21 protein-coding genes are annotated in these 17,753 nt (G+C 72.9%); 4 read left to right on the top strand and 17 right to left on the bottom strand.

The annotated features are described in order from the left end of the window. The first annotated feature begins 3 nt into the window (after positions 1-3). Positions 4-672: a potassium-transporting ATPase subunit C gene (locus J7I94_RS17460; protein WP_215168041.1), complete on the top strand. Its 669-nt coding sequence runs from the start codon at positions 4-6 to the stop codon at positions 670-672. A gap of 28 nt (positions 673-700) precedes the next feature. On the opposite strand, the gene J7I94_RS17455 is transcribed toward J7I94_RS17460, so the two are convergent. The 6 genes from J7I94_RS17455 to J7I94_RS17430 all read right to left on the bottom strand — a co-directional run bounded on the left by J7I94_RS17455 (position 701) and on the right by J7I94_RS17430 (position 6,065). After that, positions 701-1,471 (bottom strand): polysaccharide deacetylase family protein, encoded by a 771-nt coding sequence (locus J7I94_RS17455; protein WP_215168040.1) that lies wholly within the window; start codon positions 1,469-1,471, stop codon positions 701-703. A gap of 163 nt (positions 1,472-1,634) precedes the next feature. After that, positions 1,635-2,246 (bottom strand): hypothetical protein, encoded by a 612-nt coding sequence (locus J7I94_RS17450; RefSeq protein WP_374198397.1) that lies wholly within the window; start codon positions 2,244-2,246, stop codon positions 1,635-1,637. A 131-nt stretch (positions 2,247-2,377) separates the two neighbouring features. Next, positions 2,378-3,778: a hypothetical protein gene (locus J7I94_RS17445; protein ID WP_215168039.1), complete on the bottom strand. Its 1,401-nt coding sequence runs from the start codon at positions 3,776-3,778 to the stop codon at positions 2,378-2,380. After that, on the bottom strand, positions 3,775-4,602 hold the full coding sequence (locus J7I94_RS17440) for an ABC transporter ATP-binding protein (RefSeq protein ID WP_215168038.1): 828 nt from the start codon (positions 4,600-4,602) through the stop codon (positions 3,775-3,777). Before J7I94_RS17440 ends, J7I94_RS17445 begins: the two co-directional genes overlap by 4 nt. A gap of 30 nt (positions 4,603-4,632) precedes the next feature. Then, on the bottom strand, positions 4,633-5,508 hold the full coding sequence (locus J7I94_RS17435) for a zf-HC2 domain-containing protein (RefSeq protein ID WP_215168037.1): 876 nt from the start codon (positions 5,506-5,508) through the stop codon (positions 4,633-4,635). After that, on the bottom strand, positions 5,505-6,065 hold the full coding sequence (locus J7I94_RS17430) for an RNA polymerase sigma factor (protein WP_215168036.1): 561 nt from the start codon (positions 6,063-6,065) through the stop codon (positions 5,505-5,507). The genes J7I94_RS17435 and J7I94_RS17430 overlap by 4 nt, the downstream gene beginning before the upstream one ends. Before the next feature lie 508 nt (positions 6,066-6,573). Here J7I94_RS17430 and J7I94_RS17425 point away from each other — a divergent pair. Continuing rightward, entirely contained in the window at positions 6,574-6,768 is a 195-nt protein-coding gene (locus tag J7I94_RS17425) for a hypothetical protein (RefSeq protein WP_251075297.1), read from the top strand. A 146-nt stretch (positions 6,769-6,914) separates the two neighbouring features. On the opposite strand, the gene J7I94_RS17420 is transcribed toward J7I94_RS17425, so the two are convergent. The 9 genes from J7I94_RS17420 to ctaD form a co-directional block, all read right to left on the bottom strand. Further along, on the bottom strand, positions 6,915-7,613 hold the full coding sequence (locus J7I94_RS17420) for a DUF3618 domain-containing protein (RefSeq protein ID WP_215168035.1): 699 nt from the start codon (positions 7,611-7,613) through the stop codon (positions 6,915-6,917). Continuing rightward, a complete protein-coding gene (locus tag J7I94_RS17415; protein ID WP_215168034.1) occupies positions 7,589-8,011 on the bottom strand; it encodes a phage holin family protein in 423 nt (140 codons plus the stop codon). Before J7I94_RS17415 ends, J7I94_RS17420 begins: the two co-directional genes overlap by 25 nt. Before the next feature lies 1 nt (position 8,012). Then, positions 8,013-8,720, bottom strand: a complete 708-nt coding sequence (locus J7I94_RS17410) for a hypothetical protein (protein WP_215168033.1) — start codon at positions 8,718-8,720, stop codon at positions 8,013-8,015. A 151-nt stretch (positions 8,721-8,871) separates the two neighbouring features. Then, on the bottom strand, positions 8,872-9,069 hold the full coding sequence (locus J7I94_RS17405) for a hypothetical protein (protein WP_215168032.1): 198 nt from the start codon (positions 9,067-9,069) through the stop codon (positions 8,872-8,874). Positions 9,070-9,130: 61 nt separating this feature from the next. After that, on the bottom strand, positions 9,131-10,099 hold the full coding sequence (locus J7I94_RS17400; protein WP_215168031.1) for a TerC family protein: 969 nt from the start codon (positions 10,097-10,099) through the stop codon (positions 9,131-9,133). Between the two features lie 84 nt (positions 10,100-10,183). Further along, entirely contained in the window at positions 10,184-10,381 is a 198-nt protein-coding gene (locus tag J7I94_RS17395) for a hypothetical protein (RefSeq protein WP_215168102.1), read from the bottom strand. 68 nt (positions 10,382-10,449) lie between these two features. After that, complete coding sequence (locus tag J7I94_RS17390; RefSeq protein WP_308114596.1) at positions 10,450-11,826, bottom strand: hypothetical protein; 1,377 nt, start codon at positions 11,824-11,826, stop codon at positions 10,450-10,452. Positions 11,827-12,049: 223 nt separating this feature from the next. Continuing rightward, positions 12,050-12,424 (bottom strand): hypothetical protein, encoded by a 375-nt coding sequence (locus J7I94_RS17385; RefSeq protein ID WP_308114595.1) that lies wholly within the window; start codon positions 12,422-12,424, stop codon positions 12,050-12,052. After that, positions 12,421-14,139, bottom strand: coding sequence for a cytochrome c oxidase subunit I (gene ctaD / locus J7I94_RS17380; RefSeq protein WP_215168030.1), 1,719 nt, complete (start codon positions 14,137-14,139; stop codon positions 12,421-12,423). The genes J7I94_RS17385 and ctaD overlap by 4 nt, the downstream gene beginning before the upstream one ends. Positions 14,140-14,650: 511 nt before the next feature. Here ctaD and J7I94_RS17375 point away from each other — a divergent pair. After that, positions 14,651-14,803: a hypothetical protein gene (locus tag J7I94_RS17375; RefSeq protein ID WP_215168029.1), complete on the top strand. Its 153-nt coding sequence runs from the start codon at positions 14,651-14,653 to the stop codon at positions 14,801-14,803. After that, the gene (locus J7I94_RS17370; RefSeq protein WP_308114594.1) at positions 14,800-15,486 is read left to right on the top strand and encodes a hemerythrin domain-containing protein; all 687 of its coding nucleotides are present in this window, start codon (positions 14,800-14,802) and stop codon (positions 15,484-15,486) included. Before J7I94_RS17375 ends, J7I94_RS17370 begins: the two co-directional genes overlap by 4 nt. Positions 15,487-15,561: 75 nt before the next feature. Here J7I94_RS17370 and J7I94_RS17365 read toward each other — a convergent pair whose 3' ends face one another. Further along, on the bottom strand, positions 15,562-16,608 hold the full coding sequence (locus J7I94_RS17365) for an MBL fold metallo-hydrolase (protein WP_215168028.1): 1,047 nt from the start codon (positions 16,606-16,608) through the stop codon (positions 15,562-15,564). An 83-nt stretch (positions 16,609-16,691) separates the two neighbouring features. After that, positions 16,692-17,669: a serine hydrolase gene (locus J7I94_RS17360; protein ID WP_215168027.1), complete on the bottom strand. Its 978-nt coding sequence runs from the start codon at positions 17,667-17,669 to the stop codon at positions 16,692-16,694. Positions 17,670-17,753: the final 84 nt, after the last annotated feature.

Below are 17,753 nucleotides of genomic sequence, written 5' to 3'. Positions count from 1 at the left end.
GCCATGAACACCTCCGTCACCACCACCGCCCGGCTGCTCGGGGCGGGCCTGCGCGCCCTCCTCGTGCTGACCGTGGTCACCGGCATCGTCTACCCGCTGGCCGTCACCGGCATCGCCCAGGGCCTGTTCCCCGGCCGGGCGAACGGCTCCGAGACCGAGTCGGGCGGCCGGGTCGTCGGCTCGTCGCTGATCGGGCAGGCGTACAACCTGCCGCTGAAGGACGGTCAGGAGACTCCGGAGCCCGACCTCACGTGGTTCCAGGGCCGGCCGGCCAACGGACTGGGCGCCAACAGCGTCAACACCCAGTACGAGCTGATCCTCTCCGGCGCCACCAACCGCTCCGCCGACAACGCCGAACTGGTCGCGTGGGTCAGGGCCGCGCGGGCCGCCGTCGTCGAGGACAACTCCGTACCCGGCCACACCGTCGACCCCGCCGACGTACCCGCCGACGCGGTCACCTCCTCCGGCTCCGGCCTGGACCCGCACATCTCCCCGGAGTACGCGCAGCTCCAGGTCCACCGGGTCGCCGAGCGCAACGGGCTGTCCGCCGCCCGGGTCCGGGACCTGGTCGCCGCGCACACCGAGGGCCGCACCCTCGGCTTCCTCGGCGAGCCCCGGGTGAACGTGCTCGAACTCAACGTCGCGCTCAAGGAACTCGCGGCCGGGGACTGAAGCCGGACCGAGGCCCCCGGGACGCGGCTCAGCGCACCGGGAAGCCGAACGAGTACCCCTGCTCCTTGAGCCAGGGCAGGACGCGGCGCAGCGCCTCGACGGTCTGGGCGCGGTCGCCGCCGGCGTCGTGGAAGAGGAGCGTCGGCCCGTTGGAGAGCTGCTGCTCGACGGTGGCGACGATGGCGTCCGCGCCCGGCAGTTCCCAGTCCTTGGTGTCGACGTTCCAGCCCAGCGGGCGCATGCCCCGGGAGGCGGCGAGCTTGCGGCTGTCGGGGGTGAAGGCGCCGCCGGGGGCGCGGTAGTACAGCGGCCGTACGCCCCCGGACGCCTCGGTGATCATGCGTTCGGCGTCGAGGATCTCCTTCGCCCGGTAGGCCGGGGTCTTCTGGTCCATGGCGGTGTCGTGCGACACGGTGTGGTCGCACAGCCGGTGCCCCTCCGCGACGACCTGCTTCACGAGGTCCGGGTAGGCCTCGGCCTGCGTGCCCACCATGCAGAACGTGGCCTTCACCCCGTACTCCCGCAGTATGTCGAGGACTTGGGGGGTCCACACCGGGTCCGGGCCGTCGTCGATGGTGATGTTGACGCCGCGCGCCCCCGCGTCCGAGGCGTGCGCGATGGTCACCGGGACCGGCTCGACGCCGGCCGGCGTGGCCGACGCGGTCGCCTTCGGGGAGGCGCCGCCCGCGGAGCCGGCCTGCGCGGTCCACACCGAGGCGCCGGCGGCGAGCAACGTCACCCCGAGCGCCGCCCCGAACACCTTGCCGTACCAGCGCCGCCCGCCGTTGTGCCGTGCCATGCCCGCCCCGCTCTCCCGTGGTTCCCCGTGCCCGTCGATCTCCGGTCGTTCCGTGATCACCTGACAGGACGAGGGAAGGCGGCGAGGGGATGCGTCCGTTACGGATCACGGACAGTTCCGGGGGAGATCGCGGACACGGACAGCGGGGCAGCGGCGCCGGACGTCACCGCCGCGGTCCCGCGACGGCGTAGGCCGCGGTGCCGGTGACCGCGAGGGCCAGGGCCGTCCAGGTGCCCGCGGGTGTGCCGGGCGGCAGCAGCAGCCAGGTCGCCACCCGCGTCGGCGTGCTCGTGGCGGGCGGGGCGAAGAACGCGAACGAGAGCCAGGCGAACGGCAGTGTCCACGCGTACCGTCCGCCCGCGAGCGCCGCGCCCAGGGCGGCCAGGCCCATCAGGCCGGCGGCGTCCCGGACGACGAACGCGGCGGTGGCCTGCTCCCCGCCCGCCGTCCGCACGTCCGGCAGCACGGTGCCGGCCACCACGCCGACGACCGCGGCGACCACCGCGCCGGCCAGCAGCACGTGCGCCGCTCTGCGGGGCGCCCAGCGGACCGCGGCCGTGCGGTCCAGCGCGAGGTCCTGCCCGCTCAGCCCGACCGACGCGGCCATCACCCCCAGGGCGAGGACCAGCGCGGGAAGCCGGGGATCACCCTGCTCCCCGGCCCCGCCCCGGGCCAGTGCCCCCACCACCACCGCGCCGGTCACCACCACGGCGAGCGACGCGGGCACCTGCCGCGAGCGCGCGTACAGCGCCGGCCACGGGGCGTACGGGGTCAGCTGTCGCGCGTACGGGGTCAGCCGTCCCGTGTACGGGGTCAGCCTGCCCGTGTACCGCGTCAGCCGTCCCGCGTACGGGGCCAGCCGTCCCGCGTGCCGCGTCAGCCGTCGCGCGGGCCCCGTCAGCCGTCTCACCGGGACGCACCACCGGTCAGCGCGTCGAACGCGTCGCCCTCGCAGGAGAACGCGGCGGCGCGCATCGCCTCGATCCGCGAGAGCTGCTCGGCCCGCGGCAGCGCCGTGAGTTCCTTCCACACCGGGCGGGCCTCGGCGTCGGCCTCGTGGCGCATGCTCGCCGGGCCGTTACCGGGAAGCGCCCGGAGATCCCCGAGGACCCAGCCCACCGCGGCGGTCCGCGCGAACGTCTCCCGCCCGAAGCGGCTCCAGCCGGCCGGGGCGCACCCCGGCACCATGCCCTTGGCGACCAGGGCCCGGGTCAGCTCCCGGTCCGTCGAGGCGGCGGCGACGACGTCGTCGTCGAAGTCGAACAGCACGGTCGTGCGGGACCACCGCGGCAGCGTGCCGTCCGGCAGTACGGCGGTGTCCTCCCGGACCGAGACCGGCGCCCGGTCGCCCAGGGCGCCGCGCAGCAGCCGCAGCGCCTCCTCGCCGGGACCCACCAGACCGGCCAGCCGGGCCTGGTGCGCCCGGGAGACACACACCGGGCCGTCGCACACCAGCTCCGCGGCGGCCTCGTCGACGACGTACATCCGGCGCGGGTCGGAGGGCAGGACGAGCAGGGCGAGCGCCGCGCCCGCCACGACGGGGACCAGGGCGGTCAGCCGGCCGCGCGGGGTCGCGGCGACCAGCAGCGCGAAGCCGGTCGCGGCCATGCCGAGCAGCCAGACCGTCTGCCCGACGTGCACGGGCACGGAGAGCGTGACGAGTACGTCGCGCACCTCCTGCACCGCCGGTGACAGCAGGGAGAGCCGGTTCGGCTCCGTGGCCGGGTACCCGTCCGCCGTGGTCGTCTCCGTGCGGCCCAGCGTCGACTGGAGGAGGGCGGTGAACACGAAGGCGCCCATGGCCAGCGCGGGCGGGGTGAGCGCGGACGGCAGGGCCCGCCCGGCGCCCATGCCCAGTACGGCACCCGCGACCAGGAAGAGCGCCCCCACCAGCGAGACCGGCAGCCATCCGAGGTGCGGGTACCCGGAGCCGGCGATCACCTGGACGGCGCCCACCAGGACGAGGAGCGCGAAGGCCGCGGCCAGGGTGAGGGCCGTCGCACCGGTCAGCGCGGCGGCGCGGTGCCGGGCGGGCCTCGGGGTGCTCGTCAGCAGCTCGGTCATCCTGGAGCGGTGATCGCGCAGGCCCTGCAGCGCCCCGAGCCCCACGGTGAGCGGCCACAGGTAGAACAGCAGGCCGCGGGTCCACAGGGCCAGGGACGTCCACTGGGCCGTCCACGCCGTACTGCCCCGCCACCACGCGCCGTCGACGAGGTACAGGAACGCCAGCGCGGACGTCAGGACCACGGTCCCGGCCCACGGGGCGACGGAGCGCCGCAGCTCGGTGCGCAGGACACGGATGTTCACCAGGTGCCCCTCTCCCGCTCGGGGGCCAGCAGCAGCGCCGAGTAGCCGCGCTCCAGCGGACTGTCGCCCACGTGCTCCGGGCCGCCCGCCGCGGCCAGTTGGTCCGGGGTGCCCTGGAAGACCAGCCGGCCCTCGGCGAAGAGCACCACGTCGTTGCAGGCGGCGGCGACATCCTCGACCAGGTGCGTCGAGACGACCACACAGGTGTCCGTGCCCAGTTCCTGCAACAGCTCGCGGAAGCGCAGCCGCTGCGCCGGGTCGAGGCCGGCCGTCGGCTCGTCCAGCAGCAGGACCGCCGGATCGTTGACGACGGCCTGGGCGATGCCAACCCGCCGCACCATGCCGCCCGACAGTGTCTTCAGCCGGGAATCGGCGCGGTCCGCCAGGCCCACCCGCTCCACGGCACGCTGCACCGCCGCCGGGATCTCCGCCTTGGGCACCTCCTTCAGCCACGCCATGTACTCGACGAACTCGCGCACGGTGAAGCGCTTGTAGTACCCGAACTCCTGCGGCAGATAGCCGATCCGGCGGCGCAGCGCACGCTGCTCGCCAGTGCCGCCCGCGCCGCTCGTGCCGCTCACGGGCCGGCCGAGCAGCTCCAAGGAGCCCCCGGCGGGCCGCAGTACGGTCGCCAGCGCGCGGATGAGGGTGGTCTTGCCCGCCCCGTTGGGGCCGAGGAGGCCGTGCACGCCGGTGCCCAGCGACAGGTCGAGGCCGTCGACGGCCATCCGTTTCCGGCCCGCCCTGACCCGCAGCCCGGTGGCCCGGATCTCCCAGGCGTAGGGCGTCGGCGCGAGGTCGGCCGCGCTCACCGCGGACGTCATGTGGTGGTCCTTTCCGAGGATCAACGAGGGTCAACGATGGGTTGCCAGCACGGAGTACGCGCCTCTGCGGGCGATCACGACACCGATGCCGAGCGCGCAGACCAGCCCCCACACCGGCAGGCCGCCCGTCTGCAGAACGAAGGTCGCGCGGCTCGCGGCGAGGGTCGGCGCGAGGACCACGGCGGCCCATACGGCCACCAGCGCGACGGCGGCCCGGGACACCCCGACGACACCGCCGAGCGCCAGGGTCGTCACCGTGAAGGCCAGACAGGGCAGCAGCCACTGCGCGGCCGTCACGCCCGGCACCCCCGTCAGCAGGCCGGCGCCCAGCAGGGCGGGGACGACCACGGCGAGCACGGACGCGGTGCGCCGCAGCACCAGATGGAGCCCGGCCCTGGGCACCGACGCCGTCAGCTCGTACGCCGGGTCGAGCCCGCGCGACCACGACGCCGCGACGCCGAGCACGGGCAGGACCGGGGCGAGCAGCAGGACCAGGGACACGTCGCCGGAGCCGGAGCCGGAACCCGTGCCGGTGCCGGTGCCGGTGCCGATGCGGGTGCCGGCACCGGCCAGGTCGAGCAGCAGCGCCAGTACGGTCACGCTCACGACCATGGCCAGCCACGGCACCATCGCGGGCGTCAGCCGGCTCGACCGCCGCGCCGACCACCACCGTCGGCGCGGCGCCGGGGCGACGGCGGCCAGCCGGGGTTCGAGGCCGGACCACACGGTGCCGACCAGGGCCGCCACGGCCGGCGCCCGGGCCGTGACGGCGTCCGACAGCCGGTCACGGCAGACCCGGCACGCTTCCAGATGGGCCTCCAGGGCCCATACGTCGTCGGCGGCGAGGTCCGTGCCGCCGCGCGCGTACGCGTCGAGGTCCCGCGACGACGCGTGTTCCACCCTCATACCAGCGCCTTCCGCATCGCGATCCGGGCCCGGCGGGCACGGGTCTTGACCGTGCCCTCGGGCAGCCCGAGCAGGACCGCGGTCTCCCGGACGGACAGCCCGTCGAGCACCAAGGCCTGCAGTACGTCCCTGAGTTCCGGTGCCAGGCGCCGCAGCGCGTCCCCGACGTCCTCGCCGACGGTGGCCGCGAGCGCCTCCTCCTCGGCGGCCGGCGCCGCGGCGGCCGGAGCGGCGGCCGACGGCGGCGCGGCGTGGTGGGCCCGGCGCCGGAAGGCGTCGACGAGGCGGCGCGCCGCGATCGTCCACAGCCAGCCGACGGCCGTCCCGCCCACCGCGTCGCCCGCGAACGCGCCCGCCGCGCGCCACACCGCCAGATACGTCTCCTGCATGACCTCGGCGACGATCTGCTCATCGGCGCAGCGACGGCGCAACCGCACCGCCAGCCACGGCGCGGTGCGCCGGTACAGCTCCTCGAACGCCGCGCGGTCGCCCCTGGCCACCAGCCGGACGAGACGTTCCTCGTCCGGTTCGCCCGGTGCCTTCCTGACTGCTCTCACACCCGCTAGACGCCCGGTCCGGCGCACGGGTTTTCCCTCTTGAGTGAGATGCGTCACATGGGTCGGCGGGATTGATCGGTGGGGTCGATCGGTGGGGTCGCGGACGGGCTTCCATGAACTTGCACACCGAAAGCGCAACCCCGGCCCGGTCACCGAGAGATCTCCACAAGTGACTGGAGGGTGACGGTCCGTTCATCCGGAGCGGTCCGGAGTGTCCTCTTCGCGCACCCGGGCGCCGTGGACGTCGCGCCCGAGTACCGCACGGTATGTGGAGAAGGTGCCGCCATGCCGTGTGCCCGCCTGCACGGACCCGCCGCGTGTCCGCCGGACTCGGCCGGGGTGCGGGCCGGTTGGCTGGATACGGCGGTGCGCGGCGTGTTTTGATCCCTGCGCCGCGAAGGGCGGGCGGGAGTTCCGGGCGACCGGTCCGCGCGTCCACGGCACGACCCGCAGGCTGCCTCCAGCGGGGCCACCCCCCTTGTGGATGACCCATACGAAGGGAAGTTTCATGATGAACTCCGCCCCCGGGATCGAGACCGCCGAGATCTCCGACGCCGACCTCGACAACGTCGCCGGCGGCCTGAACGCGCAGGCCGGCGTCGTCGTCGGCGCCGACGTGGTGGCGCAGGCCGGGGCCGCCACGGACGAGGTTCTGGCCACGGTCGGCCAGTGCGCCTACGTCGGCGTCAGCGCCTCCGTCTGATCCGCGGCCGGACACCACGACCGGGCACCGGCCGGCGGCCGGTGCCCGGAACCGGACGAACGGACCGGCCCGGCTCCCACGGAGCTCGGGCCGGTCCCGTTCTCACAAACTCCACGGACTCTGCGGACTATGCGGACTCACGGGGTTCAGGCCGGTCCGGACCGGTGCCTGGCCTCGTCGGCGACCTGCCGGCCCGATTCGCGTGCCTGGCCGGTCACCCGGCCGGACTGGTCGCGCGCTTCGTCCTGCGTGGCGCGGGCCCCTTCCGCGGCGGTGTCCTTCACCTCCTGCGCCGCGCTCTGCGTGGCTTCCCTGGCGCTCTCCTTCAGGTGCTGCGCGGAGTCGGCGGCCGCCTGCTTCACCGGCTCCAGCGCCTCGCCGCCCCGCTGCATCAGGTCGCCGGCCTTCTCCCGCTCCGCCTGGGACGCGGGCAGCATCGAGGACACCAGCATGCCGAGCCCGAAGGAGATCAGACCGGCGGCCAGCGGACTGCCCTGGGTCCGGCGCATCGCCTGGTCGGGGGCCTGCCGTACCGCTTCCCCGGCCGTCCCGGCCGCCTCACGCGCCGTTCCGGCCGCCTCACGCGCGGTGTCGGCCGCCTGATGGGTGCCCTCCTGCAGCGAACCGGCCGCGGACTGCGCACTGTTCCTGACCCCGTGGGCGGTGTCGTAGGCGGAGCCCATGACCCGTTCACGTACGCCCGAGACGGCACCCCGCATCCTCCTGGCGCGGCGGCGGACCACACGTCGGGGGGCGGCCCGGTCGGCGAGCTGGTCCACGTCCGCGGACAGCCGCTCCCGAGTGGCGTTGATCTCGGCCCTCATCTGGTCGGGTGACGTGCCCATTGCGCATTCTCCTTGATCGATTCGACGGTCTGCTCGGGCTTCGGTGCCACGGTGCGCATCCGTGCACGGCCCCGCTGGTACAGGACGGCCGCGGCCACGGCCCACACCGCTGCCACGATCAGCGCGGCCCAGCCTCCGTCCACCACGTTGGCCAGTCCCAGCACGGCGGCCAGCGACAGGAACAGCAGCACCATGTAGCCCGCGAACCCCGCGCCGCCGTACATGCCGGCGGCCTTGCCGGCCTTGGTCGCCTCCTGTCGGACCTCGGTCTTGGCCAGTTCGACTTCCTGGCGGAACAGGGTCTGGACGTCCGACGTCACGGCGGACAGCAGTTCGCCCACCGAGCTGTCGTCGTCGCGCGTCCTGACGCGGACGCGGTCGGGCGAGATGGAGGCCATCTCACACCTCCGGATACGGACGGCCCGGCGTCTCGCGCGCGGGTGTGCCGACGGACGGCGGCACCACCGGCGGCCCCTGCGTGGCGCCTCCCGGCGCGCTCCGGGTGGCGCCCCGCGCCGTACCCGGCGTTCCGGAGAACGACGGCTGTCCGTCTCCGTGGAACGGCGGCTGTCCGTCTCCGGAGGACGTCCGCTGTCCGTCTCCGGAGGACTGGTCCGCCTTGGCCGCCACCTTCACCAGGCGTCCGACGGCCAGCCCCGCCAGCAGCGCGCCGCCGAGGAAGGCGCCGGGGCGGCGGCGGGCGAAGTCCTGCACCTCGGATATGACGCCCTCGACTCCCTGGCGGTCCAGGTAGTCGGCCGCCCGGTGACCGCCGTCGGCAGCCTGGGCCGCGAGACTGCGGGCAGGGGAACCGCTCTCGGCCTTCTCGGCCATTCCCGCCAGGTCGTCCGCCCAGTGGCGCAGCGTCCCGGCGGCCCGCTTGGCCTGGGCGTCGGCCTCGTCCCACGCGCGGCCCCACAGGTCCTGGGCGACCACGCCGGCCTGACGCTGCGCTTCCCCCGCCACCGCCCTGGCCTGATCGGCGGCGGTACCCGCGACCTGGCCCGCGGCCTGTTTGGCCTGCCCGGCCGTGGCCGACGCCTCCGCCCTGGCCGTCTCTCCGGTCTGCTGCAACCTCGTCGCGTTGCCTTGCACTGCGTCACTCATCAGCCGCTCCTCTTCGACACACGCTGACGCGTCGGTAAGCCGGTTTTCTTGAAGAGTGACTGTTTTATGGGCATTCACACATGTCTGCGGGAGATTCTCTGTCCGGCTCCCGCCCGGCCGCCCTCGGGCGGCGCCGACCGGTATGTCGTACTCAGTGGTGACCGTGCAGTTCGGGGGCGGAGGTCCGGGTGTACTCCGGGCAGCTCGGGTTGCGGCAGTGGCCCGGCCGCCAGACGGGGACGTAGATGCCCATCGTCTTGTGCCGCTTGATCTCTTCGTGGACGGGGTGGTGGCAGGCCGGGCACTCATGCTCGGCCTGCGGCGCGTTCGCATGCTTGTCTCTACCCATATGTCCAACATACGCCGATAGGCGAAATATAGGATAAATTTTACGAAACCCGTGGAACAGGTCAGCCGTCCTCCGGCGGCCGGTCACCGGAATCCCGTGGGGCGGGCCGCCGCAGGCTCAGGACGACGGACGCGGCCAGGATCGTGGCGATGACCGCGAGGCTGATGGGCGACGGGATCTCCGGGATGCTGCTGCTGAACATCTTGTGGGACGCCTGGAGGATCAGTTTCACGCCGATGAGGGAGAGGATCAGCGCGAGGCCCTTGCTGAGGTAGTGGAACCGGTCCAGCAGCCCGGCGAGCAGGAAGTACAGCGCCCGCAGGCCCAGAATGGCGAACGCGTTGCTGGTGTAGACGATGAAGGCGTCGTCGCTGACCGCGAGGACGGCGGGCACGCTGTCCACGGCGAAGACCAGGTCGGCCGCCTCGATCGCGGCCACGACGGCGAGCAGCGGGGTGGCGACCCGCTTGCCGGCCTCCCGCACGAAGAACTTCATCCCGGCGTACTCGTCCCGCACGGGCACCGCCTTGCGCAGCAGCCGTACGGCGATGCTCTTGCCCGGGTCGAAGCTCTCCTCCTCCCCCTTGAGGATCTTGTAGGTGCTGTAGAAGAGGATGGCCGCGAAGACGAAGAGCACCGCGGTGAACCGGCTGACCACGGCCACACCGGCGGCCAGGAAGAGACCTCGGAACACCAGCGCGCCCATGACGCCGAAGAACAGCACACGGTGCTGATAGGCGCGCGGCACCTTGAAGTAGGCGAAGATCAGCGCGAAGACGAACAGGTTGTCGACCGACAGGCTCTTCTCCAGCAGCCACGCGGTGGTGTACTCCACCCCCGGCGTCGTGCCCAGGACCAGGAAGACGACCGCGCCGAAGACGAGGGCGAGGCCGACCCACACCGCGCTCCAGGCGGCGGCCTCCTTGAACCCGATGACATGCGCCTGCCGGTGCGCCAGCAGGTCCACGGCCAGCGACACGACCACGGTGACGGCGAACACCGCCCACAGCCAGAACGGAACATCGAGCACGTCGAACCCCTCACGGGCGGGGGCGGAAACCGGCCTTTGCGGAAATTCTGACCCACCCGCCCCGCCTTGTCGCCCGCACCCGGGTCACCGGACCCGTGCCGCCCGGTCCTTCCGTTCCCGCCTGCGCCTGCGCAGCGGTGCCGTCACCCACATCGTCAGACCGACGAGGGAGACGACGGCCGCCCCGCCGAGAACGGTGGGGACGGCCGCTACGAGGAAGAAGGTGAGCAGCAGTTCCGCCCACGTCGGCTCCTCGCCCATGGTGCTCCCGCCTTGTGCCATGAACGCCAGGACGCACGCGGGGCACCCACCGGTTTCCCGGCGCCTGTACGCCTGCCGGACCTCAGCCCTCAGTTCACGGTGAAGAAGTAGTCGTAGGGCGCCAGCTGGATGCCGGAGCGGGTCGTCGCGTGGACCGTCAGGTCGTACCAGCCGTCCGTGGCCGGGGCCCAGTCGACGCGCGCCGTGTGGTCGGCGTCCGCGGGGACCGTGACCGGCGGCTCACCGTCGTTGAAGGTGTACGTGTAGCTCACGACGTCCTTCACCTTCGGGGCGAAGGTGAAGGTGCCCGGGACACCGGCTCCGCCGCCCGAGCCGTTCTCCGGGTAGGTGTCCGAAGCCACGGTGGGAGTGGTGTCGTAGCTGATGTACCACTGGGCCTCGTCGCTGACCCAGCCGTTGGCGCTCTTGCTGGTCACCTGGACGCTCTGGTGGTAGATGCCGTCCAGCGCGAGTTCCACGACCGCCGTGCCGTCCGCCCCGGCGGCGACCTCCAGGGTCTTGTCCTCCTGGCCGCCGGTGGTCCGCACGGAGTAGCTCACCACCGGGCTCTTCGCCTGGAGTCCGGGATCGGGACGGAGCGTGAACCCGGTCGGCTCACCGAACCCGGGTTCCGGGACGGCCGGGGTCACGCTGGGCGCCGTGGAACCGACGTTGAAGTCGTACCGGGCGATCGCCGACCCGTTGTAGGCCCGGTCCAGGCTGCGCACGTACAGCGTCATCGGACCGGAGCCGCTCGGCGGAACCAGGCTGAGCGTGGCCGAACCGCCGAGCGCGCCGGCGCGCTTGAAGTACCTGGTGTCGGCGTACGGGTCGACGGGCCGCGGAATGCCGTGGTCACCGATGCTCGTCCCGATGACCGGCAGGTCCGGCTGCCAGGAGAACTCGAACCCCTCGACGTCGTCGACACCGCCGGCGTCCAGGGTGAACTCGACCGGCTCGCCGCCCTCGTTCCACACGCCGGGCGCGTAGTTCGGGGAGGTGACGACGGGGGCGTTCGCCGGACGGGTGTTGTCGATCGTGACGTAGCAGGGGGCCGACCAGTCCGAGACCGCCTCCCCGGCCTCCGTCCGGGCCTGCCACGCGTACGTCTGGCCGTCGGCGAGCGCGGAGGCGGGCAGGGTGGCGGGAGCCTCGAAGCCGGGGGTGGCGTGGTCGCGGGTGACCGTGGTGATCCGCGTCGGGTCGCCGACCGGCCAGGCCTGGTACCGCACGCCGACGAGGGGGCTGCCGGTACTGCCCGTGCCCCCGGGAACGCCCTCGACGACCAGGCCCTCGCCGGCCTGGCGGTACGAGGGCCGGTCCGCGTCCGTCGAGCAGTGCCGGTAGCCGTTGAACAACTGGGTCGGTGTGGTGGGCGTCCCGTCGGCCGCCCCCGCGGGCGACACCGCGGCGGCCAGCGCCAGGCCGAGGGTTCCCGCGGAGGCGAGAACCGCACGGGGTCTCACCGCACGGGGTCTCACCGCACGGGGTCTCAGGTCGAAGAACATGGTCAAGTGATCCCTCCCCTGGTGAACGCCCGACGGCGCCCCGGTGGGCACTGGTGTGCGAGCGACGAGCGGATCGTACGGGGGTGTCCCGGGCCGCCGCACAGGAATTACGGCCGGCCGGGCGGGCGGTGCCGCGTCCCCTGGCCGGCCGGTGGCCGTTCCGGTCGGAGCCGTGGACGCGCTAGCGGACCAGCAGGGCGCTCGTCGCGCTCACGGTGCCGGTGGCCAGGAGCAGGAGCGAGGCGACCACGGCGTGCCGTCTCAGCAGGGTGCGGCGCAGGGCGGCGTAGCGCTCCTCGTACTCGCGGCGCAGATTCTCGGCACGGTTCGCGGTGGCCCGCAGGGCGCTGCGGGTGAGGGTGAGCCGCTGTTCGGTGTAGTGGCGGGTGAGGTCCTGGGCCTGCGCGGTGGTGAGCCAGGGCAGGCGGTCGCAGAGGACCGCGGCCTCCTGCCGTGCCCGCTCCCGCTCGGTGTGGGCCAGGAGGTAGCCCTCGACCTGGTGAGCCAGGGCCTCGGCTCGCGGGTCCGGTGAGGCGGCGGGCCGAGGCCGGTTCACGAGCGGTCGCCTTTGTGTCCCGGCGCGTCCAAAACGTCGCGCCGGCCGGCGTTCTCCTCCTGATCGAACTGGGAGATGTCGGGGTGGTGCAGGTCGAAGGCGGGGGACTCGGACCGGATCTTCGGCAGGGTGCAGAAGTTGTGGCGGGGCGGCGGGCAGGAGGTGGCCCACTCCAGGGAACGCCCGTACCCCCAGGGGTCGTCGACCTGGACCTTCTCGCCCCGCTGGGCGGTCTTCCACACGTTGTAGAGGAACGGCAGGGTGGACAGGCCCAGCAGGAAGGCGCCGATGGAGGAGACGGTGTTGAGGGCGGTGAAGCCGTCGGCGGCCAGGTAGTCGGCGTAGCGGCGGGGCATGCCCTCGGCGCCGAGCCAGTGCTGGATCAGGAACGTGGTGTGGAAGCCGGCGAACAGGGTCCAGAAGTGGACCTTCTCCAGGCGCGTGTCGAGCATGGTGCCGGTCATCTTCGGCCACCAGAAGCTGAAGCCGCCGAACATCGCGAAGACGATCGTGCCGAACAGCACGTAGTGGAAGTGGGCGACCACGAAGTAGCTGTCGGTGACGTGGAAGTCGATCGGCGGTGATGCCAGGAGCACGCCGGTCAGACCGCCGAAGAGGAACGTGACGAGGAAGCCGGCCGCCCACAGCATCGGTGGCTCGAAGGACAGGGAGCCCCGCCACATCGTGCCGACCCAGTTGAAGAACTTCACCCCGGTCGGCACCGCGATGAGGAAGCTCATGAAGGAGAAGAACGGCAGCAGCACGGCCCCGGTGGCGAACATGTGGTGCGCCCACACGGTCACCGACAGACCGGTGATCGCGATGGTGGCGCCGATGAGGCCCGTGTAGCCGAAGATCGGCTTGCGCGAGAAGACCGGGATGATCTCGCTGACCACGCCGAAGAACGGCAACGCCAGGATGTACACCTCCGGGTGCCCGAAGAACCAGAACAGGTGCTGCCACAGGATCGCCCCGCCGTTCTCGGCCGCGAAGACCTGCGCCCCGAACCGCCGGTCCGCCTCCAGCACCAGCAGCGCGGCGGCCAGCACGGGGAAGGCCAGCAGCACCAGTACCGAGGTGAGCAGCACGTTCCAGGTGAAGATCGGCATGCGGAACATGGTCATGCCGGGGGCGCGCATGCAGATGATCGTGGTGATGAAGTTGACCGCGCCGAGGATCGTGCCGAACCCGGAGAGCCCCAACCCCATGATCCACAGGTCAGCACCGACGTAGTGGGAGCGGAAGGCCCCGCTGAGCGGTGTGTAGGCGGTCCAGCCGTAGTCGGCGGCGCCCTGTGGGGTCAGGAAACTGGCCAGCACGATGAGCCCGCCGAAGGCGAACAGCCAGTACGACAACATGTTCAGCCGGGGGAAGGCGACGTCGGGCGATCCGATCTGCAACGGCATGATCGCGTTGGCGAACCCGGCGAAGGTCGGCGTGGCGAACAGCAGCAGCATGATCGTGCCGTGCATCGTGAACGCCTGGTTGTACTGCTCGGTGGACAGGATCTGCATCCCCGGCCGGGCCAGCTCCGCCCGGACCACCATCGCCAGCAGGCCGGCGATGAGGAAGAAGCAGAACGACGTGATCAGGTAGAGATGGCCGATCTTCTTGTGATCGGTGGTCGTCAGCCAGGACACGATCACCCGGCCCCGGCCGCGGCGTCCCTGCGCGGCCGGAACCGGGGAGACGGGTTCAGTGGTGTGGGTCGCCATCACCATTCCTAGTCGGAGCCACGGGCGCAGCGGTTCGATGCGAAGCGCTGCGGACAGGCAGGCGTAACCGGTCGCGAGGAAGTTAATTCACCCTTTGCCGTTTTTGGCGGCTATTGCACCGAATGGGCCCTCGAACCACCCCTTCGAGGGCCCGGCGCGGTCAGGGCACGGTGACGGCCGGAACGGCCGGAGCGCACGTCGCACGAAAGCGGCGGGGGCCCGTCCGGTCAGGGCCCGAGGGCCTGCCCGGTCCAAGGGCTCGTCCGGACGCCGAGGGACACCCGCGGCGTCCGGACGGGCGCCTCGGGCCGCGGCGTCCGGACGGGCGCCTCGGGCCGCGTCGGCCGCGACGAGCCGAGGCCGACGCGGGCCGGTGAGGAACGTCGTGTCGCGTGCCGGCGGCCGGACGGTGCGGGCCGTGGCCCTGGGCGCCGGGTAGGCCGGGCGGGCGTCGGGTACTCGGCGGGTGCCGCCGGGCAGAGCGGTCCGGACCGTCCCCAGGGAGATCACGATGTCCGAGCACAACAACCGGGACACCAGTCCGCCGGAGCAGGTGACCGCCGCACACGCCGCACACGGCGTACCCCTGGAGCGGGACCGGGATCGGGACCGAGTCCGGCCGCCGTCCGAGGCGCACGCGGAGCGGACCGGGGAGACGCCGTGACCGTCTCGATCGCCGGGCAGAGCGTCGCGGACCTGGGCGGGCCGGGCAGCCTGCTGCTCCGCCAGCGCCGTGATCATGCCGAACTAGACCGGCTGATGAACGCCTACCGGGCAGCCGACGCCCGCGACACCCGCCGGGAACAGATCTGGCGGGACTTCACGCACCTCGTCTTCGGCCACGCCTTCGCGGAGGAGACCGTCCTGTGGCCCCTGCTGCGGCGCCTCGTCCCCGACGGAGAGGGCCTCACCACCCGGGTCGAGGAGGAGCACCAGGCCGTCAACGACCTGCTCGCCCGGGTCGAGAGGAGCGCGGACGACGCCGAGCGTCAGGAATGGACCGAGGAAGCGTTCCGGCTCGTACGGCAGGACATCCGGGACGAGGAGGACGCACTCCTGCCCCGCTTGCGCGACGCCTTGGACGACCGGCGACTTCGCCGGGTCGGAGCCGTCTGGGAGGCCGTGCGACGCACCGCCCCCACCCATCCGCATCCGGCCGTTCCCCGACGGCCACCCGGCAACGCACTCGCGGGCGTACCCCTGAGCGCTTTCGACCGGCTGCGCGACGCCCTGCCGACGGCCGACGCGTCCGCGCGCCGCGCGGCGACGGCCGTCGGTGTCGCCCTGCTCGTGGCTCTCGCCGCAGGCCGCCGCATACGGCGCGCGGCGAACCGTCGCCGTGGCTGAAGACCGCGGGCGCGCTCCAGGCCCGAGAGCGTTCTCAGGTCAATGACCCACGGGGTGTCCGCTGTCCAGGCCGGCTCATCGTGGCGTGCTCTCCGTGGCCGAGTTCCTCGGGCGCAGGTCGCCGTCGTACACCGTGCCGTAGTCCGGGACGACGACCCGTGTCGCCGGGGACACCCGCTGGACCTCGGCGACGAACGCGTCCAGGTCCATGGCCGGGTCCCGTTCGGGGGAACCGCCGTACGGCACCTCGAAGTTGTCCCAGTGGACGGGGACGGCCACGCGAGGGTGGTCCAGCGCGCTCAGGAGCCGGGGTACGTAGCGGTGGGTCGCGGTGCCGGCCGGTACGGCGATCATCGCGAGGTCGGGGCGCAGCCCCTGTACCGCCCGCTCGGAGAAGTCGCTGGCCCCCATGAGGAACGCCGACGGGCCGTCCGTCCCGGCGGTCACCTGGAAGGCGAGGGTGTCACCCTCGGGCAGGTCCCCGATGGTGCTCGGGGGTGTCGCGGGCGGGCTGTTCAGGGTGCCCGGGGCGAAGTAGGAGCACTTCTTGTTACGGCTGTGCAGGCTCGGCACGACCTCGACGGTGATGCCCCCGAAGTCCAGCACCTCGCCGCCCTTCACCACGGAGATCTGCCCCGCGTCGACGCCGAGGGCGACCAGCAGGTGGTACGTGGTCTCGGTGCCGACGACGCGCGCGCCGGTGGTTCCGGCGATGTGGGGTACGTCGGCGAGGTGGTCCCAGTGGGAGTGGCTCACCAGCACGAGTTCGGCGCGGCCGATGTGCGGGTCCACGGCCGTGGGCCGGGACAGCAGCGGGGTGCGCGGGTCGAAGGTGCCGTCGAAGAGGCCCGTGGGGAAGCGGGTGAGGTACGGATCGAAGAGCACGGTCCGTTCCCCCACGTCGATGCGCCAGCCGGCGGTACCGAGCCAGCGGAACGACGCGGAACCGGCGGCCGGGCCGCCCCGGCCCCGGTCACCGCCCCCGGCCGAGGCGGTGGCGGCGGTGGCCGGGAGCAGCGGGGAGGCCGCGCCGAGCGCGGCGCCGCGCAGCACCGTACGACGGTCGAACCGGCGGCGGGAGGGCATGCCCGAGCCGCCCGTGACATGTGTGTCCTGGGTCATGGCGTCAGGAGAACAGGAACCGGAACCGCGCGTCCAAGACCGGAACACGGCCCTGGTGATACGTGAACGCATATGCGCCCCGGTCACCGGCCGTCGCCGTCGCCGTCGCCGTCGCCGTCACCGGCTCCATCTCCATCTCCATCTCCGTCTCCGCGGAGGAACCCGACCGCCATCTCGGCGGTCCTGCCGATCGCGGCGTCCACCGCGGGGCGGGAGGCGGCCAGGTCGCGGGTGCGGGCGAAGACGGCGACCGCGTAGTGCGCGCCGTCGGGGTAGCGGACCACGCCCGCCTCCATGTGCAGCCCCGGCAGGGTCCCGGTCTTGGCCGCGACCGTCACGTCGTCCGGGAAGCCCGACACCAGCCGGTGCCGGAACACCTGACGTCCCATCAGGTCGCGTACGAGCGCGCAGGCTTCCGGCGGCCCGGCGGCGTCGCTCCAGACGAGCCGGAGCAACCGGGTGATCTCGCGGGGTGTGCTCGCCGTGGTGTGGTGCGGATCCAGCACGGCCAGCCGTCTCTTGCGTTCCTCCGGCAGGGCGGGGTAGCGGACGGCGAACTCCCGCTCGTCGCGCGCGCCGACCTCCCGGAGCATCGACTCCAGCAGGTCCCGCGGACCGCCCACGATCCGGGTCCGTTCCAGTCCGAGTTCCTCCGCGAGCAGGCGTACGGTGTCCAGGCCGACCCGGGCCAGCAGCAGGTCGGCCGCCGTGTTGTCGCTGACCGACAGCGCGAAGTGGGCCAGGTCGCGCAGGGACAGTTCGACATCGTCCAGACAGCCGGCGGTGCCCCAGCCGCCGAGCCGGTCGGCCGCGGTCACCCGTACCCGCTCCCGCGGATCGAGCTGGCCCGCGACGACCTGCCGGGCGAATTCCAGCGCCAGCAGCACCTTGAAGACCGAGGCGATCACCACGAGGTCGTCGGCCCCCACGGCGACCTCACGGGCCTCCGGCTCGACGACGGCCTCCCCGTGGACCCCTGTGCTCAGACGCACGGGCACGGCGTGCAACTGCCCCTCGGCGCCCGCACCGGCGAAGACCCGCCGGATCCGCTCCTCGATCATCGTTCCCCCTTGCCGTCGATTCTCCCTGAACACCGGGGAAGCCACCGACAGCCCGCCCCTCGCCGGCTCGGCGGTCGCGGCGGC

The sequence above is a fragment of the Streptomyces sp. ISL-12 genome (assembly GCF_018614415.1).
Classification (GTDB): domain Bacteria; phylum Actinomycetota; class Actinomycetes; order Streptomycetales; family Streptomycetaceae; genus Streptomyces.
Note: the sequence above shows the minus strand (reverse complement) of the source record. Positions and strands in the feature narration are given on the sequence as shown.